Origin of the sequence: Streptomyces sp. NBC_00178 (assembly GCF_036206005.1) — a bacterium.
In the GTDB taxonomy this organism is placed as follows: domain Bacteria; phylum Actinomycetota; class Actinomycetes; order Streptomycetales; family Streptomycetaceae; genus Streptomyces.
Window position 1 is genome coordinate 3,504,806 of record NZ_CP108143.1, and the last position, 25,356, is coordinate 3,530,161.

Consider the following 25,356-nt stretch of genomic DNA (forward strand, 5'->3'; position numbering starts at 1 on the left):
CTTCCCTGCTGGTTAGTCGTCGCTGACGGGGATCTGGGCTTCGACATCGCGCAGGGAACGCATGGGGGCGCGCGCAAGCAGCTGATTGGGCCACTTGGCTCCGTCTCCGGGGTTCTCGAGGCGCATGAAGTACGTCTCGAGTTGCCGGGACACGTCGGCGAGGGCCAGATGGTGTTGATCGGGGACTCCCAGGGCGGCGGCGCAAGCGCTGGCCTCCTCCTCGGCGGACAAGCCGGACTGGGTGGTGTACTTGCGGAGCAGGTCTACGGTGGTCAGCCGTCCGCCAGCTGAACGAGGTTCGTGGACGAACAGACGGCGAGATTCGATTGCCGCGCTGGTAGTCAACTCCAGTACACGCCGGCTGGCGCGTGTGATGGGAATGGGTTCCACGAAGCGGTCGCCCTGTTCGATGAAGGGCCGGAACTGGGAAAAGATGGCTGAGTCCCGTTCGCGGCCGATCTTGTGAATGACGTAGACCAAGCCGGGATGAGCGCGTCCTACGCGAGCCGTAGCCTGGATGAACTCCGCAGTTGTCAGTGGCACACCGAGCACCGTCATCACGTTCAGTCGGTCGACGTCCACGCCGTGCGAGATCATCGAGGACGCGGTGACGACGTGCAGGCGGTCCAGGAAGTCGGACTCCGGGCCCAATAGGCGCTGTAGGGTTTCGCGAACTTCTTCGAAAGGAGTCTGCCCTGTGAGTTGGGCAGAGTTGAGTGGGCTGACGGGAACCTGGGTTCCGAGGGAGCGTCGGGCTGCCTCGACATCACGCACGGTATTGCCGTACACGACATGAGTGCCGTAGAGGTTCAGGAGCATGGGGACGTGGACGAGGTCGACGCCGGCCTGAGCGCAAACGGCATGGGGATCGTCGAGTAGGCGGCGTACGGACTGCTGGAGGATGGTCGTGGTGCGGTCTGAAACCCACTCGAGTGTGACCCCGCGCGGCCACACCGCGACGAATCTGCGCAGCAGGCGATCCGTCTCACGAGACCAAAAGGACTCGCTAGCGGAGGGCCCCGGAACCGGGAAGACGCGGCCTCGTCGGTTGTACAGGACCTCAACCTGGCGCTCGAACCCAGTGAGAGTCGCCGAGGAGGCGACAATTTTCGGAGCTCGGCCTGTGAGTTCCGTCTGCAGGGCGTCCAGCAATGACTCGTAGTGAGAGTCCACCGCGCCAAGGGAGTCCCGGAGCAGGTGCAGTTCGTCCTGCAATCGGAAAGAGGGGGCGAATCGCGCACGGTCCCGAGCTGCCACAGGGGTGGCGTCACCCGGGCAATCGGGGACCAGACAGCCGGTTGGCCGTTTGGCTCGCTTCGCGTAAGTGAACCCATGGCCCGGACGGGAACAGCGTCCGGCTGGCCCCTCGAAGAATCCCCGCATGCCTCCCTGCATGGCGATCAGTGCGGCCTTGTCCAACGTGCCGATCACGACGGTGGGCAGGAAGCGATAGATCTCCTGGTCGACGACGTACACCGGTAGCGGCTTGCCTTCGCTGGGGCACCCGGTTGCGACGCACAGGTGGCGCAGGGTCCAGTCACCGCGGTGGAACTTCATGCGGATCTCCTTGGACCCGCAGAACGGGCAAGCGGTAAGGACCTGGTAACGGTCCGCCATACGAGGTTCGTCCACGTCGATGGGGTTGTAATCGGTTGGCGCGGTAGGGACTTCGTTCGGCGTCGCGCCAGCGCCGATGAAGTAGCCCAGGGAAATAGGATCTCCACCGATCGCGCATTCGCGACGCACCAGCTCTGCTGCGGCCAGGGCATCCGCAAAGCGCTGAGTCTGCTGGAGGGATAGCATGCGTAGCGGGAATCGACTCCAGGCCGTGATGCCTGCGAGCTTCCCGCGCAGCCGATCGTAAAAGGCGGCTAGAACGAGCAGACCGAGATACGTCTCGGTCTTGCCACCACCGGTGGCGAACCACACGATCTCAACCAGCTGCCAGTCCTCACCTTCATTTGTCAGGGAGGGCAGCACTGAAAGGATGAAACCGATCTGGAACGGGCGCCAGCCGGCGTAGCGCCCACGGGCCGCACGGCGCATGGCGCGATTCATGAGCTGGAAGGCTTGGCGTAGATCGGCGTCCCGTGCCAGAACAGCCACGCCCGCACGTAGCCGCTGGAGTTCGGCCGTATGCTCCGCAGCGGCTCCCACGGCTTCTTGAAGCATCTCCGGCTTCCAGGATTCCTCCTTGGCGCGGTGTTGCAAGGCTTCCGAAGACCAGTGCTCAAGCCCCCATGCCTCGTACGCCTCTACCAGCCGCGCGAGGGTGGCCACTGGCTCTTGGACGAGCTTCTCGAAGGCCAACGGTAAGAGCCGTGCGTCGGTTCGGTCAAAGGTGTATTCAGGGCGGTATCGATCGACAACCACCTGATCGGTCGTTCTGAGTTCTCCGGCGGACCGGACATTAACGCCGCAGTTGATGCCGATGGCTGGTAGGCGCCGGTCGTAGCGAAAACTCTCGGGCAGGGATTCGAGCAGGAAGGGAGTGGTCAACAGATCGAGGACTGTCAGTTCCACCTCGAAGAGATGGCGCTCGCCTCGCTGACGTGAACCCTCAGGCGTGGTGTTCACAAGTTCCACAACGAGCTCAAGACTGCCGCGCCAAGACTCGTCTGTTACGCGCACTTCCGCACACGAGCCCACCGCCCCCGCGGCATCAAGGGCTTCGGCGATCTGGAGCCCGCCGAAGGCCGCACCCGCCGCGCCCAACGGGACTTGGATTGGCAAAATTACGTCAATCGACGCCGTCTTCTCCCACTTCTCGCCTCGTCTCTCCGGACCCCGCACCTGGTTCCAGGCCAGCGCCCGCACGCGCGCCCGCAAGGACCATGGCCCCTCTCCCTCCGGCCGCAACCGCAGGCCAATTGCGCACGGGTCCATGCGCCGCTCCCTGCGTACTGCGGCTGCCTCACCCTCCGGAGCCAGTCGCCCCAACCAGTAGACCCCGGCAGGGTCTGCGTCCAGGACGTCGTCCCGATCACCCCGGCCCTCTGCGGTTACCTGGCTGTCGAGCCAGTCCACGAACCGGCTCTCTGCATCCACTGCGTCCTGCGTCACGCCGCCTCCATTGCCAAGAACTCCAACATCAGCCGCTTAAGGCGGCAGTTATCCCGGAGACGCTCGAGCAACTTCTTCTCCAGTTGCCGCACCCGTTCACGAGTGCAGCCGAATTCCTTGCCCAGCGCCTGAAGTGTCATGGGGTCCTCGCCGTCTAGGCCGAACCGCCCCTCCAGTAATCGCGCCAAACGCGGGTCGGTATCCGTGAGAATTTCGCCGATCATCTCAAAGATCTGGTCTTTCAAGAGTCGCCGAATAATCTCGTCCTCCGGCCGTTCCACCCTGGATGCAAGTACCAGATCACCGAGCGTGGCACCACCCTCCTCGCCTACCGGAATATCCAGGTGGATAACCGGGGCAGAGTAATCCAGCAATGCGCGGACACTCTCCGGCTTCTCCCCCAACCCCTCGGCCAGTTCCGCGACGGTGGCAGAGCGACCATTTCGCTCCTCGAAGCGGCGCGCGTACTGCTCCACGCGGCGTAGGTCGTCACGGACGTGCACCGGCAAGCGCACCACGGAGCCGGTATTCGCGATAGCTCGGGTTACCGACTGCCGAACCCACCAACTCGCGTACGTCGAGAACTTGTACCCCATGGCCGGATCAAACTTTTCCGCCGCGCGGTTGAGACCGAGAACCCCTTCCTGGATCAAATCATCAAGTTCCAGGTCGCCAGCGCTCGGCAGGTAGCGCCTCGCGATGCCGATAGCAAGGCGTACGTTGTGCCGGACCAGATTTTTTCGAGCTGCCTCGCCGTCACGAATCAGCTCAGCCAAATCACCGGACGCCTCCCAGCCGGCCGCAGACTCTTCCGCCCGCAGGCCCATCTGGATGCGTCGCCCCAGTGCCACCTCTTCCTCGGCCGCCAGGATCCGGTGGCGCCCCAACCACTCCGGGTAGGAATCTGGCTGTTCTCGACCACTGAACGCCGTGGATTTGACGTCCGTCTCGGTCCCGCTGCTGGCCGAAGTGTTGTTCTGCGGCTCTTCGCTCAACACCCTGTGCTCACGCAGGGTGGCCAGGACACGGCCTAACTGCTGCGGATCGATACCCCGGCGGCTAGCCACCTGCACCACGTGAGTGCGCTCAAGTCGGCCGAGGCGCTCACTGTCCTCCAGCAACGCCTCGACGCATGCTTCGATCACGTCTTCCACGCTGAAGACGCCCTCCCCTTGAATTAAAACGAGTTCCCTGGACGCCGAGCGAAGCTGTTCCCCGCCCCCTGAGCCCAGTGAAATAAAGCTAGGACCGCAGACCAACCGAGCGCAAGCGGAAGTTCCAATTATGGCTACTCAACGCCTTTTAACGTCGACTGCCGGAATGCTACCGAGGAAGGCCAGTATGAGAGTTAGGACCGACTCGTTGACTCGCCGCCTTCGGGCCGCTAGATTTGCCGCACAGGCTGAAGCCCGACATTAGATCATGCGTTCGAAAAGTGTCGAATCAACGCCAGCAACCTTCGCCGTGTACGAGCTCGAAGCCGCTCGTCGCATACGGAACTCCCTGCTCACTAACACATTCACTTTTTGCTGTTCCGCTATCGCGCGTGGCCATAAAGTCCGCGATCGGCGTCCGCCGAGGCCAACTCGCCCTTTGCAGACTTGGGCACTCCCCTCAAAGGCAGGGAGGGCTCATGTATCTAGCAACGCAGAATGAACGTGGGGTCGGCAGCCATTGGGAGAGGACGCTGGGAGCCATCTGGGAGCCGACCCGCTCCCCGAGCCCCTTCCAGGCCACGCGACACCAGCCGATACCACTCATCTGACCTGCGAAAACGGCATCGAGATTGGCAGGCTCACTGACCGACCCTCATTCGGGACGAAGAGGTCGTGGGTTCAAATCCCGCCACCCCGACAGCTGAAACACCAGGTCAGGCGCCCTCTGCAAGCAGAGGGCGCCTGACCTTTTCTCGTGTGTGTGCGAGCTAGTCGGCGGGCAGGCCCGCGCGCATCGCCTTCGCGGTGGCGGTCGAGTCGTATCCCTCGGGGACGCCCTCGACCATGATGATGTCGCCCTCGATGTGCCGTGAGCGCAGGGGGGCGATCGCCTGGTAGGCGGGCGAATCCCACCAGGCCCGCGCCTCGGAGATGCCCGGGAAACCGATCAGGACGACGTGCCCGGGCCAGCTGCCCTCCTTCACCTCGTGCGGGGTTGCGTGCACCAGGAAGCGGCCCCCGTACGGCTCGAAGGTGCCGGCGATGCGCTCGATGTACTCGATGACCTCCGGGTGGGGATCGGCTTCCGCGAGGTGGGCTATGGCGTATGCGGGCATGGCGTCCTTCCGGCGGGGCGGGCTTCGTACACCAGGATCATGGCATTCGGTCCGGCCGGGGTCGACCTGCTTTCCGGGCTGCGGGAACCACGGCCCTCCGGCGCACGAGCCCTCACGGCCGGCCGCACGAACGACGTGTGGGCCCGCCCCCGCCCCCGCCCGAATGAGGGGGAGCAGGACCGGGCCCACACGAGCCGGTCATGGCTTTTGCGGCGGTGCCGCGTCCTCGGCCGTCGGCGCCGAGGGGTGGATCAGGCGGCGGCTGCCGCGGCGCCCTGGGCGACCTGGCCGAGCACCTCGGTCAGCGAGGTGACGACCTCGGCGTCGTCCGCCGGGTGGAGCTCCGCGAAGCGGGTCACGGAGCCCGGGATGGAGAGCTTGACGTCCGCGAGGACGGTCGCACCGGCGACGCCGAGGGCCTTCCGCGCCTCGTCCTGGGCCCACACGCCACCGAACTGGCCGAAGGCGGTACCGACCACGGCGACCGGCTTGGCGGTCAGGGCGCCGGCGCCGTAGGGACGCGACAGCCAGTCGATGCCGTTCTTCAGGACGGCCGGCATCGTGCCGTTGTACTCCGGCGAGAACAGCAGGAACGCGTCGGCCTGACCGGCCGCCTCGCGCAGCCGGGCGGCCGCGGCGGGCACGTCGCCCTCGACGTCGATGTCCTCGTTGTAGAACGGGACGTCCGCGAGGCCTTCGTAGAGCACGACCTCGACGCCCTCGGGCGCGTGCTTGGCCGCTGCTTCTGCGAGCTGGCGGTTGTGGGAGCCGGCGCGGAGGCTGCCGACGAGAGCGAGAATGCGTACAGACATGGGGGAAGCTCCTGGGGAGACCGAGACTGCAGAAATAAGCGGACCGTAGTCCGTTTAGAGTTGTACCACCCTAAGCGGACCACGGTCCACTTCCGTTTCCGGCGCTACCCTTGGAGCCATGACCGCCCTCCTGCCCCCGCTTCCCGGGCCGCCCGACGCCGGGGAGACGCGCACGAGCCTCACGCTCGCGGCCACAGGGGAGACCGAGCACCTCCGGGCGGACGCGGCGCGCAACCGCACCCTCCTGCTGGAAGCCGCTTCACGGCTCCTGGCGAAGAGCGGCGCCTCGGACCTCACCATGGAGTCGGTGGCCACCGCGGCAGGGGTCGGCAAGGGCACCGTCTTCCGGCGCTTCAAGGACCGCACCGGCCTCCTGATCGCACTCCTCGACCACCGCGAGTCACTGCTCCAGGCGACCTTCCTCTCCGGGCCTCCCCCCATGGGGCCCGACGCCCCGGCCGCCGAGCGGCTGCACGCCTTCGGCCCGGCCGTCATGCGTCACGAGCGGGACCACCACGAGCTCATCCTGGCCTCCCGCAACGATCCCCTGCGCACCTTCGCCATCCCCGCGTACCGGCTGCGGCTCAGCCACGTCGCGATGCTGGTGCACGGTACGGGCGTGGCCGGGAACCCGGAACTGCTCGCCCACTCGCTCCTCGCGACGATCGACACCCCGCTGGTCCACCATCTGACCTGCGAACGCGGCGTGCCGCTCGCACAGTTGGAACAGGGCTGGCACGACCTCATCACCCGGCACGGCGTGGCACGCTGAGGGGGCTCAGCGGTCGGCGCGCACCTGCACCAGGGCGTGCGTGCCGCTGGTACGCCATGCGCGGCCGGAAGCCTCCAGGCGTTCCAGCGTGCCCTCGTCCAGGCCCACGACGACGTCGGACTTCAGTGTCCGCAGCGCCGCGACGGAACCGGGGAAGTACCCGGTGACGTCGGCGAACGGGGTCGTCGGCGCCCAGAGCCGGTCGCCCACGAGCCGGCGGTAGTTGAGGTCGCCCTTCAGGATCGTCAGCGTGGCGGCGGCCAGCTCGGCCCGGAGATCCCCGGGCATCGACTCGTACGGGAACGGCGCGCAGAAGAAGGCATGGGTGCGCACGTCGGCCCGGCCCTCTCCCATGGCCTTCCACAGACGTCTGCCGATCACACCCGCTTCACCGGGGGCTCCGCTCAGGCGGCGGAGGCAGTCGACGACGTCGGCCGTCATCGCGTCGGAGACGTAGTACGGACGGGGCTTCACATGGAGCACCACCCGCTCCGCGTGCCGGTGCTCGAGCAGATGGTCGAGGAGGATCAGGTCGGGGATGAGCTCGCGTCCGGTGTTGTCCGCGATGACCGCGACGGTGGAGCCCCCGTCGGCGGGCAGCAGCGACCACAGGTCCTGCGTGTCGTCGGCCACCAGGCTGTGGTCCGGCTCTCCGAGGGGCGGCTCGTCCGCGGACGAGTGGAAGCCCAGGTCGGCGCGGTTCCCCCACAGTGATGCCTGGAGGAGGGCCGCGGCCCGCTCACCTGCGGGGAGAGTGGCGAGGTCGTCCAGGGATCTGAGTTCCTCGTCCACCGTGGCACCGTGCAGTTCGGCCCGTTTGAACGGTGCGAAGGGGTCGATTCCCTGCCACGGACCCTCGTCGAAGTACCCGACGGCCTGCAGAAGTCTGCGGTAGAAGTAGCTCTCCGCCCAGAGGAACGGGGCGTCGAACCACGGGCGCCCGAAGTGCTCACGACCCTGTTCCAGCCAGAACCCCCGGTCCGGACTCGCGGGACCCGGCGGTTCGACGACACCGTGGATGATCTCGTGCCGCAGGTCGTCGAGGGCACGGTGCGGGCCGGGGCCGTAGGGGAACGCCTCCCGCACCTGTTCGATGAGCGCCGGATGGCGTTCGGCAAGCACGCTCCGGGCGAAGGTGCCGGGCTCCCGGCATGTGATCACCGGTGGCAGCCCGGAGTCGTGCGTGGTCCCGGAATCCGCTCGCTCATCGCCCATGCGTCCAGTCTGCCCGCCCGGGGTGCCGGGCCCCGGCTGCGGGTGCCCGTGTCTGCCGACCGCTGTCCGCAGCCCCGCCCGCCTGGCGCGTCACACGGCCAACGGCCCCGGGTGGACCAGCACATGAGCCCACCGGGGGCTGGTTACGATATGTGTCGACTCAGATGATTTAACCAAGAGAGGGAACCCGCACCCATGCCGGCCGAGACATTCGAGTTCCAGGTAGAAGCGCGCCAGCTCCTGCAGATGATGATCCATTCGATCTACTCGAACAAGGACGTTTTCCTCCGCGAGCTCATCTCCAACTCTTCGGACGCGCTCGACAAGCTGCGACTGGAAACTCTCCGCGACGACACGCTCGTAGCCGACTCGTCCGACCTCCACATCGCCATCGAGACGGACACGGAGAAGCGCACGCTGACCGTGCGCGACAACGGGATCGGAATGTCGCACGACGAGGTCGTGCAGCTGATCGGGACGATCGCGAATTCCGGTACGGCCGCATTCCTCCAGGAGCTGAAGGAGGCCAAGGACTCCAGCGCCTCCGAGGAGCTCATCGGCCAGTTCGGTGTCGGGTTCTATTCGAGCTTCATGGTGGCCGACGAGGTCACCCTGCTGACCCGGCGCGCGGGCGAGGAGACCGGCACCCGCTGGCAGTCCGGTGGCGAGGGCACGTACACCGTCGAGCCCGTGGACGACGCCCCGCAGGGCACTTCGGTCACGCTGCGGCTCAAGCCGGAGGACACCGAGGACAAGCTCTTCGACTACACCTCGCCCTGGAAGCTCAGGGAGATCGTCAAGCGCTACTCGGACTTCATCACCTGGCCCATCCGCATGGCGGCGGTGTCGGGCGAGGAGGACGCCGAGCCCACGACGGAGACGGTCAACTCGATGAAGGCCCTGTGGGCCCGGTCGAAGGACTCCGTGACGGACGAGGAGTACAGCGAGCTCTACAAGCACATCAGCCACGACTGGACCGACCCTCTCGAAACCATCCGCATGCAGGCGGAAGGGACCTTCGAATACCAGGCCCTGCTCTTCCTCCCGTCACACGCACCGCAGGACCTGTTCATGCAGGACCACAAGCGGGGGGTGCAGCTCTATGTGAAGCGCGTATTCATCATGGATGACTGCGAAGCCCTCATGCCGACGTATCTGCGGTTCGTCAAGGGCGTCGTCGACGCGCAGGACCTTTCGCTCAACGTCTCGCGCGAAATCCTGCAGCAGGACCGCCAGATCGAGATGATGCGGCGCCGCCTCGTCAAGAAGGTGCTCTCGACCGTCAAGGACATGCGTTCCAAGACGCCCGAGAAGTACACGACGTTCTGGAAGGAATTCGGCCGGGTCCTCAAGGAGGGCCTGTTCCAGGACTTCGAGAACCGGGACGCGATCCTGGAGATCGCCTCCTTCTCCTCGACCCGGGACGAGGAGGAGCAGACCACCCTGCGCTCGTACGTGGAGCGGATGAAGGAGGGGCAGGAGCAGATCTTCTACATGACGGGTGAGTCGCGCTCCGCGATGGAGAGCTCGCCCCACATGGAGGCGTTCCGCGCCAAGGGCTTCGAGGTCCTTCTGCTGACCGACCCGGTCGACGAGGTCTGGGTCCAGTCCGTGCCGGAGTTCGACGGCAAGCAGTTGCAGTCCATCGCCAAGGGCGAGGTCGACCTGGACAGCGACGAGGAGAAGAAGGAGATCGAGGCCGAGCGCGAGAAGCAGCAGCAGGAGTACGCCGGACTCCTCAGCTGGATGACGGAGCAGCTGGGCGACACCCTGAAGGAGGTGCGGCTCTCCTCCCGCCTCACCGTCTCCCCGGCCTGCATCGTGTCGGACACCCACGACGCCACCCCGGCTCTGGAGAACATGTACCGCGCCATGGGCCAGGAAGTGCCGCGCACGAAGCGGATCCTGGAGCTCAACCCGTCCCATGGGCTGATCAGCGGGCTGAAGAAGGCTCACGACGCGCGGGGCGAGAACCCGGACGCGTCCGCCGAGCTGGCCGAGACGGCCGAACTCGTCCACGGGCTGGCCCTCCTCTCCGACGGTGGCGAGCTGAGCGACCCCTCCCGCTTCAGCAGGCTGATGGCGGACCGGCTGGAGCGCACGCTGTAGCCGGTCCGACCGTCCAGACGCGAAACCGCAGCGGCCGCCAGGACTCCTGGCGGCCGCAGTCGTGTGCGGACCCGGCGGCACGGACGTCGGTCGGCAGCGCGCTCCGAGGACGGGACCGCCCCGGAGACGGAACAAGCCCCGGCGGGCGCGGGACGCGGGCGGTTCCCCCTTGGGCTCCGACTCCGACTCCGACTCCGACTCCGGCTCCGGCTCCGGCACCGGCTCCGGTGAACGCGGTACGGGAACGCCCACCGCCTGACCACTCGAACGTACGGCCACCCGCTGAGCGTGACGCACAGCAGTCACGGAGAGTGGCGAAACCCCTCGGGACTTCACCACTTCGAGGGCCCGTCGGAGGTTTATCTACGCGCGGAGCATCGACCCCCGAACGATCATTCGGGCATATCAGACGACTTCCAGCGAGGCCACTTACCGACGGGTACCGGGAGCTGCTAAAAACATGCTCGCCCCACGAACTCCCCCCTCGTCCCCCACATTTCGAAGGGCTGGCAGCCATGTCAGTACGAACCTTCCGGGCCTCCGTCTTCACTCTCGCGATCGCCGCCGCAGCCGCACTCGGCCTTGCCGCACCCGCTTCCGCCGCAGGGGCCGACTACGTAGCTCTCGGTGACTCCTACTCCTCCGGAGTGGGCGCCGGGAGTTACACGTCGGAGAGCGGCAACTGCATGCGCAGCACCAACGCGTATCCGTACCTCTGGAAGAACGCGAACAACCCGTCCTCCTTCAAGTTCGTCGCATGCTCGGGCGCGACGACGGCGTCCGTGGCGAGCGGTCAGCTGAGCGCGCTGACATCCTCGACCACGCTCGTCAGCGTCACGGCCGGCGGCAACGACGTCGGATTCGCGGACGTCATGCAGACGTGCGTCCTGCAGAGCGAGGCCACCTGTGTGAACCGCGTGAACACCGCGGTCTCGCAGATGCAGAGCTCACTTCCGGGCGCGCTCGACTCGCTCTACGCGGGCATCCGTTCACGCGCCCCACAGGCCCACGTGGTCGTCCTCGGCTATCCGCGCTTCTACAAGCTGTCGGGCAGTTGCATCGCCGGGCTCACGGAGACCGAACGCGGCTCGATCAACAACGCGTCGGACGTGCTGAACGGGGTGCTCGCCAAGCGCGCGGCCGACGCGGGGTTCACCTACTCGAGCGTGGTGGACGAGTTCACCGGGCACGAACTCTGCTCGGGAGACGCCTGGATCCACAGCGTGTCCATCCCCATCACCAACTCGTACCACCCGAAGGCGGTCGGGCAGTCGAACGGCTACCTGCCGGCCTTCCGCTCCGCGGCATAGCGCGCAGCAGGCAGCACGGTTGTCCTGCGGTGGCGCCACCGGTCCGTGCCGGGGGCGCCACCCTCGCGGTTCCTCCGGGCCGGTGCGGGTGCACCGGGTGCACCACGCCGGGCTCCCCTCGGCGCGGGGGTCCGGTGCAGGCGGTCCGATGCAGAGTGGTCCGTCGCAGAGTGGTCCGGCACGTATGGATCCGGTGCGGACGGGCCCGGTGCACACAGGTCCGGCGCATGGGGCCCGCTGGGCTCAGTACCGCTCGACAAGGTGCTCCCGGCCCGTCGGCGGCTCGTACGGCTCGGGCCAGAAGTCCGTCACCTCCGTGATCCGGCCGGAGGGGTCGAAGGCGAAGAAGTGGACAGCCGGTATCTCTCCGCCCGCCACGGTGAAACAGGTCCGGGCCGCGGCCTGACGGCCGTCCCCGTCGGCGACGATCCGCTCGACGCGGACGCGCCAGTCCCCCGGATACTCCCGGTTGAACCGGACGTACCGGTCCCTGCCGAGAACACGCTCGCGGGTCTGCGGCAGGTCGTACACCACGTCGGCGGAGAGGGTGGCGGCGAACGCCTCCCAGTCACGGGCGTCCGCTGCCGCCCAATACGCCTCCACCGCCGCGCGCAGCCCGGGGGCTCCCGGCGTCGTGCCGGTTCTGTCGGCCATCTCAGTCATGGGTCCGAGTGTGGCGCCCGCCACTGACAATCGGCCCGGAACACGGATCTCAGCGCTCGATCGGCCGCGAGGCCTTGACCGAATACAGCATCGGGATGCGGGGCCGGCCGGCCGGGAAGCGGTAGTACCCGTCCGAGTGCCGCTCGAGTACCGGATACCTCGGGAAGAGCGAGGCGTCGTGCTCGTGCAGGAAGTCGATGCGGAGCCCGGCCGCCGCGAGCGCCGACACCACATCACCCACCGGGTGTTGCCATTCGACGCTGCGGTTGTGGACGGTCCGGGCGTCGAGGTCCGCGTAGGTGCCGGGTGTCTCGTCCACCCACGGATCAGGGCTGAAGTAGTCGTACGCGACCCGGGAACCGGTCTCGTCGTCCAGGCAGTCCGTCAGCGGGTGGAACTCCGCGACGTAGAGGAATCCGCCGGGGGCGACCAGCGACGCCACGGTCTCCGCCCACCGCCGTATGTCCGGCAGCCAGTTCAGGGCTCCGAGCCCGGTGTAGACGATGTCGTACGCGGAGTCCGGAACCGCTTGTGCCGCGTCGTACACATCGGCGGCGACGAACGTCGCGCGCTCCGGCGTCAGATCCAGCGTGCGGGCCAGGCCGCGGGCGGTCTCGACCGCGGGTTCGGAGAAGTCGAGGCCGACGACCTGTGCGGCGCCGTGGCGGGCCCAGGACAGCGTGTCCACGCCGATGTGGCACTGCAGGTGCAGGAGCGTCCGGCCGGTCACGTCCCCCACCTCTTCGAGCTCGAACGGGCGCAGGGCGTCCCGGCCGGCCAGGAAGGCGTCCAGATCGTAGAAATCGCCGGCCGCGTGGATGGGCACGCGTTCGTCCCAGCGCGCACGGTTGGTCTCGTGCCAGTCGTCGGGTGTGGGTGCGTACATGCCGCGAAAGTTACCCACAGGGCGGGGGTGCGCGCGAGCGGTTATCCACAGGCCGCCCGGCGTCGCGGTCACATCGGGTTGGATGGGGGCATGAGCGACACACAGAACGACGCGTCCGTGCCCGACCGGGAGAAGGAACCGCCGCAGTGGGAGCAGCGCTTCCGCGCCGCCCGGGTCTCGCTGCCCGACTGGGCCGAGGACGCCCCCGACCGCGCGCTGTTCGTGTCGAACGCCACCGGCACGTACGAGCTGTACGCGTGGGACCGGGCGACGGGAAAGCAGCGGCAGGTCACCGACCGGCCCAACGGGACGACCGACGGCGTGCTGACGCCGGACGGCGAAGCCGTCTGGTGGTTCGCCGACACCGACGGCGACGAGTTCGGCGTGTGGATGCGCCAGCCCTTCGACGGCGGCGCGGACGAGGTGGCGGCGCCCGGCCTCGAAGGCTCCTACCCGGCCGGGCTGGCGATAGGGCGGGACGGGACGGCGGTCGTCGGCCGCTCGACCGACGAGGACGGCACGACCGTGCACCTGGTGCGCCCCGGAGCCGAGCCCGTCGTGATCTACCGGCACCGGGAGTCCGCGGGTGTCGGCGATCTGAGCCACGACGGGGATCTGATCGCCCTGGAGCACACGGAACACGGCGATGCGATGCACTCCGCGCTGCGGGTGGTGCGTCCCGACGGTTCGACGGTCGCCGAACTGGACGACACCGAGGGCGGCACGAAGGAACTGGGCCTGGCCGTGCTGGGTTTCGCCCCGGTCTCCGGCGACACCCGGCTGCTCGTCGGACACCAGCGGCGCGGTCGCTGGGAGCCGATGATCTGGGACCCGGTCGCCGGGACGCAGACCGATCTGCCCATCGATCTGCCGGGTGACGTGGGTGCGGAGTGGTATCCGGACGGCTCCGCCCTGCTGATCGAGCACAGCTTCGAGGCGCGCAGCGAGTTGTGGCGCCACGAGCCGGGGTCAGCGGAAGCGGTCCGGGTCGAGACCCCCGCGGGCACGGTGTCGGGCGCCACGGCACGGCCGGACGGCACGGTGGAGTACCTGTGGTCGTCGGCCGAGCAGCCGCCCTCCGTCCGTTCTACGGCGGGTTCGGTCGTCCTGGACCCGCCCGGGGCGAAGGCACCCGCGTCGGTGCCCGTGCGGGATGCCTGGGTCGACGGCCCCGGAGGCCGCATCCACGCCCTGGTGCAGACTCCGGCCTCCGGTGACGGGCCGTTCCCCACGGTCTTCGAGATACACGGAGGCCCCACCTGGCACGACAGCGACGCCTTCGCCTCGGGGCCCGCCGCATGGGTGGACCACGGATTCGCCGTCGTGCGGGTCAACTACCGCGGCTCGACCGGATACGGCCGTGCCTGGACCGACGCCCTCAAGCACCGTGTCGGGCTGATCGAGCTGGAGGACATCGCGGCGGTCCGGGAATGGGCGGTGGACTCGGGCCTCGCGGATCCTGACCGGCTGGTGCTGGCCGGTGGCTCATGGGGCGGCTATCTGACCCTGCTCGGCCTCGGCACGCAGCCGGACGCCTGGGCACTCGGACTGGCCGCGGTCCCGGTCGCCGACTACGTCACCGCGTACCACGACGAGATGGAGGCCCTGAAGGCGATGGACCGCACTCTTCTGGGTGGCACCCCGGAGGAGGTACCCGAACGCTTCGAGGCCTCGTCCCCCCTGACGTACGTCGACGCGGTGCGCGCGCCCGTCTACATCTCGGCCGGCGTCAACGACCCGCGCTGCCCGATCCGGCAGGTGGACAACTACGTCGACCGTCTCGCGGCCCGTGGCGCCGTCCACGAGGTGTACCGGTACGACGCGGGTCACGGCTCGCTCGTCGTTGAGGAACGCATCAAACAGGTCAGGCTGGAGCTGGACTTCACCCTTCGGCACCTAGGGGCGGCGGCGGCCGGCCTTGCCGGGGAGGACGGGGGGCCGAAGGCGTAAGGTCCGGATAAATGGTGCACCCCGCTCCGGTCTCCCGGACGGCGGAACCGTACCGTGGAGGGGTGTACCGGTTCCTGCTGACCCCGCGATGGTGGGGGATCAACCTCTTCGTCGTGCTGGCCATACCGTTCTGCGTGTTCATGGGCACCTGGCAGCTCGGCCGCTTCGAGGACCGCGTCCAGACCCATGAGGAGGCCGAGGAACGCCCGGACCCGGGTACCCGCGCCGCGAAACCGCTCGACGATCTACTGCCGGTGAGCACGGAGACCTCCGGTCGCCCGGCCGTGGCGACGGGGACGTACGAGGACCAGTTCCTCGTGCCCGGGCGCAAGCTGGACGACCGCGGCGGCTTCTACGTGCTGGATCTGCTGCGTACCGACAGCGGCAAGGCGCTGCCGGTCGTCCGGGGCTGGCTGCCTGGTTCGCCGGGCAGCACCGGGATCCCGGCGGCACCGTCCGGGCGGATCACCGTGACAGGTGATCTGCAGGCGTCCGAGAACAGCGGCACCAAGGGCGTGGACCTCACGGGTGGGCTGCCCGAGGGGCAGCTCGGCATGATCAGCGCCGCTTCCCTGGTGAATCTGGTCCCGTACGACGTCTACGACGCATGGGTCACCCTGCCGGACGGCGATGCCGGTGACCCGGGTGGGGCGAGTGGCGGCATGAAGCCGGTGCCCGCCGCGGCCGCGCAGGGCAGCGGGCTCGACCTGAAGGCCTTCCAGAACCTCGGCTACACCGGCGAATGGTTCGTATTCGGCGGCTTCGTGCTCTTCATGTGGTTCCGGCTCATGCGCCGCGAGGCCGAAGCGGCGCGGGATATAGAACTGGGCCTCGCAGCCGACGCCGACCGAGGCTCCGGCTGAGGCGCCGAAGGGGGCGCGCGGGCACCGGCTGGGTGAGGTGCGGGTGGTGTCGGGAACGGCACTGAGCGCCCCGCCCACCAGGTACGCCACTGAGCCCTGCTCCTGCTCCACACGACGCCGCATCCCCGACACAGGTACATCTCGCGCGCCGGGGCCCGAGGCGTGCCGTGCGGCGCCGGAACGTCTCGGGTTCCCTGCGTACCTCACACGGGTACGCAGGGCCCGCAGCGTGCCCCGCCCCGGTAGAGGTCCAACCCGGGGCTGCGCGCCACGCCCTGGCTCGTGTGCACAGACGCGGCGCCGTCGCGGTCGGCGAAACGGTGCGGTGCGGCCTGGCGGTTCGTTCGGCCCGGCCCGGCCCGGGCGAACGAAGACGAAGCGGCCCGCCGGAACCCGGGTGGGGTTTCGACGGGCGCGGATCGTGACGGCCTGCTCATGACGCCCGATCGTGGCCGACTACTCATGGCCGGCTGCTCATGTCGGGTGCGCGCGGTGCGTGCGCGGGGTGCTACGAGGCGTCCAGGACGCCCGTCCGGTAGATCGTGCCGGCGCAGGCGTTGGAGATCGTGGTCTCGGCGGTCGGCGCACCGGCCTCCGGAGTGTGCGTGACCGCGATGCTGCCGTCCGCCGGCCCCTCGTCGGCACTGCCGAACTGCGTCGAGGTCTCCGCCGCGCCGGCGGTGGTCCCGGTACTGTCGCCACCGCTTCCGCCGCCGTCCGTGGGCGTCGGGCTGGGCGAACCACCGGTGGTCGGGCAGGTGTCCGACGGCACCCAGGCGAAGCGCACCTCGTACGCCATCGCGGGCTTCAGGACCACGGTCCCCGGCTCCAGTGAGGGATCGGGCAGTCCGGACGCCGGGTCCCCCGCGATGTGCTGGACGACTTTGATCTTCATCGGGTCCGCGGCACCTGCCGCCTGGAAGCCGACGGTGCCGTTGGTGGTGACCGAACAGGAACTGCCGGACGCGTTGGAGATCTTGAACGCCCCGTAGACGGTGCCGTTCACACCGGCTGCGCCCGCCTCGGCCGAGGCGACACGGAGCTGACCCGGGTCACAGACGCCGGCGGCAGCGGCCTTGTCACCCGGGGTGTCGCCGAGGCCGGCGGTCCCACTGCCCTCGGTGTCGGGGCCGGAGCCCTCGGACGGCGTCGCGGAGTTGCCGTGTTCGCCCCCGCTCCCCTGGGTCCGGGAGTCCTCGGGACGGGCCGGCTGCGGGCCGTCGGGCCCGTCCCCGGCGTCCTCGCCGCTGCCGCCCTGCGCCTGCTGCCCATGACCGGCTATGGCCGGGCTGGCCGTGGCCGAGCCCTCCGAATTCGCGACGTGGACGAAGGCGGGAACCGCCGTACCGATGAGCAGTGCCGCGGCCGCCGCGCCCACCAAGGCCTGGCGCCGTCTGGCGCGTCGCGCCGGCACCGCCCGCTTCAGGTGATCAAGGGTTCCGCTCGACGGTTCGAGGCCCTCTACAGCGCCGCGGAACATGAGCCGCAGCTCGGCCTCGCCCATGTCCTCACCGTCGTGGGCGCCGCCGAAGAGGTCGCCCGGCATCCCGGCTGACGAGCCCTGGACGGACGAGCCCGTGACGGATGGGCCTGCGGCGGACGGGCCTCCGGCGGACACACGGCCCGTACCGCCTCCGGCCGAACTGCCTGAGCCGGCACCGGCGCCGGACCCGGAAGCAGCACCCGCCTTGCCCCCGAACAGCTCGGTCAGCGTGCCGCCGCCGCCCGGGGCACGCCCACCGCGATCGGCTTTGCGATCGGCACCGTCCTCGTCACCCTCGGGCGCGAGACGTCCGGTCTCCGCGAGACCGCCGCCCCCCGCACAACCGGGGGCGACGCCACAACCCTCGTCACCACCCGGCGCAGCGCCTTCGGCTGCGGCACCTGGGGCCGCTTCGGCGCCGTCGGCGCCGGCCTCGCCGGTCTGCGTCTGCTCGCCGTCCCGCTCGGACTCGCTGTGCGGGGTGTCGTCCGGCCCGTCGTTCACAATTCCGTTTCCAGTCCGGTCATCGTCGTGCCTGTGCTCGGGCCCGCTCATGCCTGCGCCTCCATCACCAGGCGCAGTGCCGCGATTCCCCGGGAGCCGTACGCCTTCACCGAGCCGAGCGATATACCCAGCGCCTCGGCGACCTGTGCCTCCGTCATGTCCGAGAAGTAGCGCAGCACCAGCACCTCGCGCTGACGGCGCTGCAGCCCCTTCATCGCCTTGATCAGCGCGTCCCGCTCCAGCTGGTCGTACGCACCCTCCTCCGCACTCGCCATGTCGGGCATCGGCTTGGAGAGCAGCTTCAGCCCGAGGATGCGCCGGCGCAGCGCGGAGCGGGAGAGGTTGACCACGGTCTGCCGGAGGTACGCGAGGGTCTTCTCCGGCTCGCGCACACGGTTGCGCGCGGAGTGCACCCGGATGAACGCTTCCTGCACCACGTCCTCGCAGGACGCCGTGTCGTCCAGCAGGAGGGCGGCGAGGCCCAGCAGCGAACGGTAGTGGGCGCGATAGGTCTCGGTCAGATGATCGACCGTCGTTCCTGCCGCCACGGTCTCCTCAGCGCCCTCGCGCTGCGAAGGCAGCCGGGCGGAGCGCGCAGCGGGCATGGGCGCAATCACCGGCATACCGCCGGGTGCGCGGGGCCGCCGGAGCGGGCGCACCGAAGCGCCCCGCAACGGGCCCACCACTGTGATGTCGAGAACCTCTGCCACGCCAGTTGGACACCCATCCCCCCGTCAGGGTTGTACGCCAACGGCACCGCGTTCGATGCTGTGCGACATGCCCTCATTCGTACCTGCTCTTCCCCAAATGCCCCGAAAACGCATCCAGCCACACAAGAAGTGACGAGGTAGACGCGCCGCATCCGACCAGCGGTTGCAGATGCCGGGGAGATCATCGTCGGATACGACAACGCCCCAGCTCAAGAGGTTCAGACCAGCGATTTACCCACAGGGCGCACACAGATCCTACAAAAGAGGTTCGATCAGGTCCGGGGATATTCTCCCGCCACGGATTCCGCGATCTGGGCCACGTTCAGGGCCGCACCTTTTCGGAGATTATCTCCGCAGATGAACATTTCGACCGCGCGCGGATCGTCCATCGACTGCCGCACCCGGCCCACCCAGGTCGGATCGGTGCCCACCACGTCGGAGGGGGTGGGGAAGTCCCCGGCCGCCGGGCTGTCGAAGAGCACCACGCCGGGCGCGGTCGCCAGGACCTCGTGCGCACGGTCGACCGCGACCTCGTTCTCGAAGCGGGCGTGCACGGACATGGAGTGCGTCGCGATGACGGGGACGTACACGCACGTCGCCGTGACCTTCAGTCCGGGCAGGCCCAGGATCTTGCGGCACTGGTCGCGGATGGCCAGTTCCTCGGACGACCAGCCGTCTCCGGCGTCGGTCCCGGCCCACGGGACCACGTTCAGCGCCACCGGGGCCGCGAAGGGGCTCTTCTCCGTGTCACCCACGGCCCGCCGCACGTCGCCGGGCCGTGTGCCCAGCTCCGTGCCCGCCACCAGCGCGAGCTGCTCGCGCAGCGCGGTGACGCCGTCCCGTCCCACGCTGCTCACGGCCTGGTAGGAGGAGACGATCAGTTCCCGCAGCCCGAACTCGGCGTGCAGCGCGCCGACCGCGACGATCAGCGACAGCGTCGTGCAGGTCGGGGACGCGACGATGCCGCGGGGCCTGCGCCGCGCGGCATGTGGATTGATCTCGGGTACGACCAGGGGCACCTCGTCGTCCGTCCGGAAAGCCGCCGAGTCGTCCACGACGACGGCACCCCGGGCCGCGGCGACCGGCGCCCACCTGGCCGACACCTCGTCCGGCACCAGGAACAGGGCCACGTCCACACCGTCGAACACGTCTTCGGAGAGGGCGAGGACCTCGGTCTCCTCGCCGCGCACGACCAGCTTGGTACCGGCCGAGCGCGGGGAGGCGACGAGTCTGACCTCGCCCCAGACGTCCGCGTGCTCCGAGAGGATCTGGAGCATGACGCCGCCGATCGCCCCGGTCGCTCCCACGACCGCGAGCGAAGGGCGGCGCACGGTCATCGGCCGGTGCCCCCGTAGACGACGGCCTCGTCCGAGTCGCTGTCGAGACCGAAGGCGGTGTGCACGGCGCGCACGGCCTCGTTGACGTCGTCGACCCGGGTGACCACCGAGATCCGGATCTCGGATGTCGAGATCAGCTCGATGTTCACGCCGACGTTCGACAGCGCCTCGAAGAAGCCCGCCGTCACGCCGGGGTTCGTCTTCATGCCCGCGCCGACGAGGGAGATCTTCGCGATCTGGTCGTCGTAGCGCAGGGACTCGAACCCTATGCCGGCGCGGCTGCGCTCCAGGGCGTCGATGGCCTTGCGGCCGTCCGCCTTGGGCAGCGTGAACGTGATGTCCGTCAGACCGGTCGACGCGGCGGAGACGTTCTGCACCACCATGTCCATGTTGATCTCGGCGTCGGCGATGGCGCGGAAGATCGCGGCGGCCTCGCCGGGCTTGTCGGGCACACCGACGACGGTGACCTTGGCCTCGGAGACGTCGTGGGCGACTCCCGAGATGATCGCGTGCTCCACCAGCTGGTCCCCTTGCGGCTCGTTGCTGACCCAGGTCCCGCGCAGTCCGGAGAAGGACGAGCGGACGTGGATCGGGATGTTGTAACGGCGGGCGTACTCGACGCAGCGGTGCAGCAGCACCTTGGAGCCGGACGCCGCCAGCTCCAGCATGTCCTCGAAGGAGATCCAGTCGATCTTCCGGGCCTTCTTCACGACCCGGGGGTCGGCGGTGAAGACGCCGTCCACATCGGTGTAGATCTCACAGACCTCGGCGTCGAGGGCGGCTGCCAGCGCGACTGCGGTGGTGTCGGACCCGCCGCGGCCGAGGGTCGTGATGTTCTTGCCCTCCTGGCTCACCCCCTGGAACCCGGCGACGATGGCGATGTTTCCCTCGTCGATCGAGGTCCGGATGCGGCCGGGCGTCACATCGATGATGCGCGCTTTGTTGTGGACCGAGTCGGTGATGACGCCGGCCTGGCTGCCCGTGAACGACTGGGCCTCGTGACCCAGGTTCTTGATCGCCATCGCCAGGAGGGCCATGGAGATCCGCTCCCCGGCGGTCAGCAGCATGTCGAACTCACGCCCGGCCGGCATCGGGGACACCTGCTCGGCGAGATCGATCAGCTCGTCCGTCGTGTCGCCCATCGCGGACACCACGACAACCACCTGGTTGCCGTTCTTCTTGGCGTCCACGACTCGCTTGGCGACGCGCTTGATGCCTTCGGCATCGGCTACGGAGGAACCTCCGTACTTCTGCACGACAAGGCCCACGTGCGCTCCTCGCTCAATAATGGTGCGGTCGGCTCAGTTTAACGAGCAGCCCGGAATCGACCTGTCGATACCGGATGGTGAGATGTCCCGCCCACCACACGGACCGGCATGCCGCTCCGAACTGCTCGTAGCGGGCTGTTGCCCTGCTTCGTCGAACCGCACGCCTCTTTGTGTCCCAGGACACAGCGGCAACGACGTCGGACAGGACGTCTGGAACCTCACGGGGAAGCCCTGCGTACGGCCGCGGAACGCCTCCCGCGGAAGCCTCCCGTACGGCCCGCCCGAACGCCTCCCGTGGAGCCGTCCGGGCCATCCCGTACGGCCGCGGAACGCCTCCCGGACCGCTACAGAACCGGCCGCAGACCCAGCGGCCCGGCGATCTCCGCGGCCATCACCCGGCCGGCCTCCTCCGCCAGGTCGCCGTCACCGGGGTCCTGGTCGGTGTCCAGGCCGTCGAGCTCCTGGAGCGGCTGGTTGAGCCGGATGTGCGCGATGAGGGACTGGAGGGCGCGCAGAGCGGCCGACGCGGTCGAGCCCCAGTTGGAGAAGTACGAGAACTGCCACCACCACATGGCCTCCGCCGTGCGGTCCGCCTCGTAGTGGGCCAGCCCGTGGCCGAGGTCGGTGACCAGGTCCGCCAGGTCGTCGGAGATGCGGTGCGGTACGGGGGCCTTGCGGGGCTCGTACGGGTCGAAGACCTCGGAGTAGACGTCGATGGGCTCCAGGAGCTCCGCGAAGCGCTCACGCAGCCCGTCGGCGTCCGGTTCGGGTCCGAGGTCCGGCTCGTAGCGCTCGTCCGGGAGGATGTCCTGGTAGGCCCCGAGCCTGCCGCCCGCCAGGAGGAGCTGGGAGACCTGGAGGAGGAGGACCGGGACGGCCGTCTCGGGCTCGTCCGCCTTGGACACCTCGGTGACCGCGACGATGAACGTCTTGATCTGGTCCGCGATCTGGACCGCGAAGTCGTCGGGGTCCTGCGTGACGGAATTCAGCGTGGCGTCAGACATCGAGGGGACCTCCCGTGGGCACGGTCGCGAACGGTGGGTAGAACATAGCGCCGCCGAACATAAAGCCGCCATCAGATGCCGGGTCACACATCGAGCAGCCGCCTCCCCTCGAAGGCACGGCCGAGCGTCACCTCGTCGGCGTACTCGAGGTCGCCACCGACCGGCAGTCCGCTCGCCAGCCGGGTCACCCGCAGGCCCATCGGCTTGACCATCCGCGCGAGGTACGTCGCCGTGGCCTCGCCCTCGAGGTTGGGGTCCGTCGCGAGGATCAGCTCGGTGATCGAGCCGTCCGCGAGCCGGGCCAGGAGTTCCCTGATGCGCAGATCGTCGGGGCCGACGCCCTCGATGGGGCTGATCGCGCCGCCCAGCACGTGGTAGCGGCCCCGGAACTCGCGGGTCCGCTCGATCGCCACGACGTCCTTGGGCTCCTCGACCACGCAGATGACCGAGCGGTCACGGCGCGCGTCGCGGCAGATGCCGCACTGCTCCTGCTGGGCGACGTTGCCGCAGACCTCGCAGAAGCGGACCTTGTCCTTCACCTCGAGGAGGGCGTGGGCCAGACGGCGTACGTCGGTGGGTTCGGCCTGCAGGATGTGGAAGGCGATCCGCTGCGCGCTCTTGGGACCGACGCCGGGCAGCCTGCCCAGCTCGTCGATGAGTTCCTGAACCACGCCTTCGTACAACGGAACGCCTTTCCTGTTTTCGCTGCTCGTACCGTAGACGGTACGTCCGTGCGGCTAGGGGTTCAGAACGGGAGCCCCGGCATACCGCCGCCGCCCAGTCCCTGGGCCAGCGGGCCCAGCTTCTGCTGCTGGAGCTGCTGGGCGTTCTCGTTCGCCGCCTGGACCGCGGCGACCACCAGGTCCGCCAGCGTCTCGGTGTCCTCGGGGTCCACGGCTCCGGGGTCGATGACCAGGGCCCGGAGCTCACCGGACCCGGTCACGGTGGCCTTCACGAGGCCGCCGCCGGCCTGACCCTCGACCTCGGTCCTCGCGAGCTCCTCCTGGGCCGCTGCGAGTTCCTGCTGCATCTTCTGGGCCTGCTGGAGCAGCTGCTGCATGTTGGGCTGGCCACCACCGGGAATCACGGTCACTCCTGGCACTTCGACGACGGATTGTTTCGGTACGCCGAGCCTACGTGCTCACCGGACGCCGCGCCCCACCCGCCGGGGAGCAACTCTTTCGAGTGAGTCCGGAAAGGGGCCTGCGGTGCTCCTATACCTGACCAGAGGCCGTGCACACCCGGGAATCCCGCGATTTCGACCCCATGCCCCACCATTCGGCGGTAGGAAGAGGACGCGTATCCGTACGCACACGCACACCGTAGGTAACGCAGAGTTACACGGGTGGGGCCCGGTCATATGCCGGAGATCCGTCCCTCCCGTGACCGACAGCCGTGCCGGTCCGCGTCGTCACGCGCCGAACGCAGAGTGCAGAGGAGTGCCCCGGTGAGTCAGCCGGAGATGCAGCCCGACGGGCAGCCCCGCAAGGAGTCCGGCGCTGGATCCGGCGCGAGTACCGGAACCGAACGGTCCACCTTGCGCCGGAGTCCGGGCCCCCGGGACCTGACCGGCCGCGCGTTCCCCCTCGGCGACTGGGGCGACCCCGCCGAACGGCTCGACGAGCTCTACCGCTGGGTCGAGGCGGGAGCCCTGGAGACCGCCGACTGGTATCTGCGGGACAGGGTCCGCAAGCGGCGCACGGCGCGGCTCCTGCGCGTGGGCACCGCGATCGGGGTGGTCGCCGGCGCGGCGCTGCCCCTGCTCGACCTGACGGGCGAGCTGCACGGCTCGGCGGGCTGGGGCTATCTGTCCCTGCTGCTGGGAGCCGCCTGCATGGCCTGCGACCGGTACTTCGGGCTGACCTCCGGCTGGATAAGGAATCTGGCGACGGCCCAGGCCGTGCAGCGCCGCCTCCAGGTCCTGCAGTTCGACTGGGCCTCGGAGTGCGTCCGGGAGATGCTCGGCCCGACCGAGGGCACGGCCAGCGAGGCCGCGGAGCGGTGCCTGGGCGTGCTGCGCCGCTTCTCGGAGGACATCACCGAGCTCTGCCGCATGGAGACGGCGGACTGGATGGTGGAGTTCCGGGCCGGACCCGCGCCCATGGGCATGCAGTCGCTGGTCTCGGGCGGCACCGGTGGCCGGCCTGAGCAGGGCGCGCCCCCGAGCCGCCTCACCATGCAGTCGGTGGCCCGCCCGAACATGCCGCGCCAACGCCCCCCGGAGCCGCCCCGCTGACCGAGGCGGCCCCGGGAGTGCGAACGGGCGGCCTCGGGGCCGCCGGCCGGTGCGCTCAGCTGAAGATGATCATCGAGCCCTGCGCGAGGCTGCGGGTGGCCGCGGCGTGCAGGCCCAGCCAGACGTGCCGCTCCCGGGCGAACGGGCTGTCGTCGTACGGCGCCGGGGAGGCCGGTTCCTCCAGCGTGGTCGGGCCGGCGGGCGGGAGCGGGGCGGCCGGCGGATTGGCCGGGTCGATGCCGAGCGCCGGGCCGACGAATTCCAGTTCCCTCAGCAGCCCGTGGGACGATCCCAGCGGACCGCCGCCCTCCAGCAGCTGATCGTTCGACAGCGGGTGCGGGAAGTCCAGCGGGACGTACGCCCCGGCGTGGTCGTAGTGCCAGACCAGGTGCGACTGCTGCGCGCTCTGCTCGAACATCTCCAGCAACTGCTCGTAGTCCCCGCCCAGTTCGTCGACGGGCGTGACCGCGAGGCCGCTCAGCTGCAGCAGATAGGCCCGGCGCAGGAAGTGCAGGGCGTCGTAGTCGAAGCCGGCGACCGGGGCGACGTCCCCGGTGAGGCCGGGCATGTAGGCGTAGACGGGGACGGGCGGCAGGCCCGCGTCGTTCAGCGCCTTGTCGTAGACGGCGATCTCTTCGGCGAACGGGTTGTCGGGGCTGTGGCACAGCACATCGACGAGGGGGACCAGCCACAGGTCACAGGCCACGAAGTCTCGCTCTCCAACGGGTTCGTGCGATGGTCGGGACAGCGTAATGCGACCGGGACCCCACGCACAGGGTCCGGGGCGGCGGCACGGTCCGGACCGGTGTGTCCGGGCCACGGCGGGCCCTGTTCCCCGGCGGCCCGGCTCCCGGTGCGGTGGCCGGATGCCGCGGCCCGGGCGCGGAGGACTCCGGCAC

The 25,356-nt window shown here is 69.0% G+C and carries 21 protein-coding genes; 6 read left to right on the plus strand and 15 right to left on the minus strand.

Going from position 1 to position 25,356, the window contains the following annotated elements:
- Window positions 1–12 precede the first annotated feature (12 nt).
- The 4 genes from OHT61_RS15105 to OHT61_RS15120 form a co-directional block, all read right to left on the minus strand.
- Window positions 13–3,063, minus strand: coding sequence for a DEAD/DEAH box helicase (locus OHT61_RS15105; protein ID WP_329038734.1), 3,051 nt, complete (start codon window positions 3,061–3,063; stop codon window positions 13–15).
- Complete coding sequence (locus OHT61_RS15110; protein ID WP_329038736.1) at window positions 3,060–4,217, minus strand: sigma-70 family RNA polymerase sigma factor; 1,158 nt, start codon at window positions 4,215–4,217, stop codon at window positions 3,060–3,062. The genes OHT61_RS15105 and OHT61_RS15110 overlap by 4 nt, the downstream gene beginning before the upstream one ends.
- 770 nt (window positions 4,218–4,987) lie before the next feature.
- Entirely contained in the window at window positions 4,988–5,335 is a 348-nt protein-coding gene (locus OHT61_RS15115; protein ID WP_329038738.1) for a DUF1330 domain-containing protein, read from the minus strand.
- A 251-nt stretch (window positions 5,336–5,586) separates the two neighbouring features.
- Window positions 5,587–6,147: an NAD(P)H-dependent oxidoreductase gene (locus OHT61_RS15120; protein WP_329038739.1), complete on the minus strand. Its 561-nt coding sequence runs from the start codon at window positions 6,145–6,147 to the stop codon at window positions 5,587–5,589.
- Between the two features lie 118 nt (window positions 6,148–6,265).
- Between OHT61_RS15120 and OHT61_RS15125 the strand changes: the two genes are divergently transcribed.
- The gene (locus OHT61_RS15125; RefSeq protein ID WP_329038740.1) at window positions 6,266–6,919 is read left to right on the plus strand and encodes a TetR/AcrR family transcriptional regulator; all 654 of its coding nucleotides are present in this window, start codon (window positions 6,266–6,268) and stop codon (window positions 6,917–6,919) included.
- A gap of 6 nt (window positions 6,920–6,925) precedes the next feature.
- Here the strand turns inward: OHT61_RS15125 and OHT61_RS15130 are convergent, their stop codons facing one another.
- A complete protein-coding gene (locus OHT61_RS15130; RefSeq protein ID WP_329038741.1) occupies window positions 6,926–8,134 on the minus strand; it encodes a damage-control phosphatase ARMT1 family protein in 1,209 nt (402 codons plus the stop codon).
- Window positions 8,135–8,329: 195 nt separating this feature from the next.
- Here OHT61_RS15130 and htpG point away from each other — a divergent pair, with 195 nt between their 5' ends.
- Entirely contained in the window at window positions 8,330–10,243 is a 1,914-nt protein-coding gene (gene htpG, locus OHT61_RS15135; protein WP_329038742.1) for a molecular chaperone HtpG, read from the plus strand.
- 515 nt (window positions 10,244–10,758) lie between these two features.
- Complete coding sequence (locus OHT61_RS15140) at window positions 10,759–11,553, plus strand: SGNH/GDSL hydrolase family protein (RefSeq protein ID WP_329038743.1); 795 nt, start codon at window positions 10,759–10,761, stop codon at window positions 11,551–11,553.
- A gap of 243 nt (window positions 11,554–11,796) precedes the next feature.
- Here OHT61_RS15140 and OHT61_RS15145 read toward each other — a convergent pair whose 3' ends face one another.
- The gene (locus OHT61_RS15145) at window positions 11,797–12,216 is read right to left on the minus strand and encodes a nuclear transport factor 2 family protein (protein WP_329038744.1); all 420 of its coding nucleotides are present in this window, start codon (window positions 12,214–12,216) and stop codon (window positions 11,797–11,799) included.
- Window positions 12,217–12,265: 49 nt separating this feature from the next.
- Window positions 12,266–13,102: a class I SAM-dependent methyltransferase gene (locus OHT61_RS15150; protein WP_329038746.1), complete on the minus strand. Its 837-nt coding sequence runs from the start codon at window positions 13,100–13,102 to the stop codon at window positions 12,266–12,268.
- A gap of 90 nt (window positions 13,103–13,192) precedes the next feature.
- On the opposite strand from OHT61_RS15150, the gene OHT61_RS15155 reads away from it, so the two are divergent.
- Window positions 13,193–15,052, plus strand: coding sequence for a S9 family peptidase (locus OHT61_RS15155; protein WP_329038748.1), 1,860 nt, complete (start codon window positions 13,193–13,195; stop codon window positions 15,050–15,052).
- 62 nt (window positions 15,053–15,114) lie between these two features.
- On the plus strand, window positions 15,115–15,915 hold the full coding sequence (locus tag OHT61_RS15160) for an SURF1 family protein (RefSeq protein WP_329038749.1): 801 nt from the start codon (window positions 15,115–15,117) through the stop codon (window positions 15,913–15,915).
- 508 nt (window positions 15,916–16,423) lie between these two features.
- Here the strand turns inward: OHT61_RS15160 and OHT61_RS15165 are convergent.
- The 7 genes from OHT61_RS15165 to OHT61_RS15195 all read right to left on the minus strand — a co-directional run bounded on the left by OHT61_RS15165 (window position 16,424) and on the right by OHT61_RS15195 (window position 23,308).
- Window positions 16,424–17,953, minus strand: a complete 1,530-nt coding sequence (locus OHT61_RS15165) for a hypothetical protein (RefSeq protein ID WP_443049446.1) — start codon at window positions 17,951–17,953, stop codon at window positions 16,424–16,426.
- A complete protein-coding gene (locus tag OHT61_RS15170; RefSeq protein WP_329038752.1) occupies window positions 17,950–18,525 on the minus strand; it encodes a SigE family RNA polymerase sigma factor in 576 nt (191 codons plus the stop codon). Before OHT61_RS15170 ends, OHT61_RS15165 begins: the two co-directional genes overlap by 4 nt.
- A 359-nt stretch (window positions 18,526–18,884) precedes the next feature.
- Window positions 18,885–19,949, minus strand: coding sequence for an aspartate-semialdehyde dehydrogenase (locus OHT61_RS15175; RefSeq protein WP_329038754.1), 1,065 nt, complete (start codon window positions 19,947–19,949; stop codon window positions 18,885–18,887).
- Complete coding sequence (locus OHT61_RS15180) at window positions 19,946–21,217, minus strand: aspartate kinase (RefSeq protein WP_329038755.1); 1,272 nt, start codon at window positions 21,215–21,217, stop codon at window positions 19,946–19,948. Before OHT61_RS15180 ends, OHT61_RS15175 begins: the two co-directional genes overlap by 4 nt.
- A gap of 344 nt (window positions 21,218–21,561) precedes the next feature.
- Entirely contained in the window at window positions 21,562–22,221 is a 660-nt protein-coding gene (locus OHT61_RS15185; protein WP_329038758.1) for a DUF5063 domain-containing protein, read from the minus strand.
- An 83-nt stretch (window positions 22,222–22,304) separates the two neighbouring features.
- Window positions 22,305–22,904, minus strand: coding sequence for a recombination mediator RecR (gene recR, locus OHT61_RS15190; protein ID WP_327117161.1), 600 nt, complete (start codon window positions 22,902–22,904; stop codon window positions 22,305–22,307).
- Between the two features lie 62 nt (window positions 22,905–22,966).
- The gene (locus OHT61_RS15195; protein WP_329043274.1) at window positions 22,967–23,308 is read right to left on the minus strand and encodes a YbaB/EbfC family nucleoid-associated protein; all 342 of its coding nucleotides are present in this window, start codon (window positions 23,306–23,308) and stop codon (window positions 22,967–22,969) included.
- A 360-nt stretch (window positions 23,309–23,668) separates the two neighbouring features.
- Here OHT61_RS15195 and OHT61_RS15200 point away from each other — a divergent pair, with 360 nt between their 5' ends.
- Window positions 23,669–24,457, plus strand: coding sequence for an SLATT domain-containing protein (locus tag OHT61_RS15200; protein WP_329038761.1), 789 nt, complete (start codon window positions 23,669–23,671; stop codon window positions 24,455–24,457).
- Window positions 24,458–24,512: 55 nt separating this feature from the next.
- Here the strand turns inward: OHT61_RS15200 and OHT61_RS15205 are convergent, their stop codons facing one another.
- A complete protein-coding gene (locus OHT61_RS15205; protein ID WP_329038763.1) occupies window positions 24,513–25,163 on the minus strand; it encodes a hypothetical protein in 651 nt (216 codons plus the stop codon).
- Between the last annotated feature and the right edge of the window lie 193 nt (window positions 25,164–25,356).

Excerpts from the sequence above, each read along its gene's own strand:
- OHT61_RS15115 (WP_329038738.1), bottom strand. The coding sequence starts at position 5,335 with ATGCCCGCATACGCCATAGCCCACCTCGCGGAAGCCGATCCCCACCCG.
- OHT61_RS15120 (WP_329038739.1), bottom strand. The coding sequence starts at position 6,147 with ATGTCTGTACGCATTCTCGCTCTCGTCGGCAGCCTCCGCGCCGGCTCC.
- OHT61_RS15125 (WP_329038740.1), top strand. The coding sequence starts at position 6,266 with ATGACCGCCCTCCTGCCCCCGCTTCCCGGGCCGCCCGACGCCGGGGAG.
- OHT61_RS15130 (WP_329038741.1), bottom strand. The coding sequence starts at position 8,134 with ATGGGCGATGAGCGAGCGGATTCCGGGACCACGCACGACTCCGGGCTG.
- htpG (WP_329038742.1), top strand. The coding sequence starts at position 8,330 with ATGCCGGCCGAGACATTCGAGTTCCAGGTAGAAGCGCGCCAGCTCCTG.
- OHT61_RS15140 (WP_329038743.1), top strand. The coding sequence starts at position 10,759 with ATGTCAGTACGAACCTTCCGGGCCTCCGTCTTCACTCTCGCGATCGCC.
- OHT61_RS15145 (WP_329038744.1), bottom strand. The coding sequence starts at position 12,216 with ATGACTGAGATGGCCGACAGAACCGGCACGACGCCGGGAGCCCCCGGG.
- OHT61_RS15150 (WP_329038746.1), bottom strand. The coding sequence starts at position 13,102 with ATGTACGCACCCACACCCGACGACTGGCACGAGACCAACCGTGCGCGC.
- OHT61_RS15155 (WP_329038748.1), top strand. The coding sequence starts at position 13,193 with ATGAGCGACACACAGAACGACGCGTCCGTGCCCGACCGGGAGAAGGAA.
- OHT61_RS15165 (WP_443049446.1), bottom strand. The coding sequence starts at position 17,953 with ATGAGCGGGCCCGAGCACAGGCACGACGATGACCGGACTGGAAACGGA.
- OHT61_RS15170 (WP_329038752.1), bottom strand. The coding sequence starts at position 18,525 with ATGCCGGTGATTGCGCCCATGCCCGCTGCGCGCTCCGCCCGGCTGCCT.
- OHT61_RS15175 (WP_329038754.1), bottom strand. The coding sequence starts at position 19,949 with ATGACCGTGCGCCGCCCTTCGCTCGCGGTCGTGGGAGCGACCGGGGCG.
- OHT61_RS15185 (WP_329038758.1), bottom strand. The coding sequence starts at position 22,221 with ATGTCTGACGCCACGCTGAATTCCGTCACGCAGGACCCCGACGACTTC.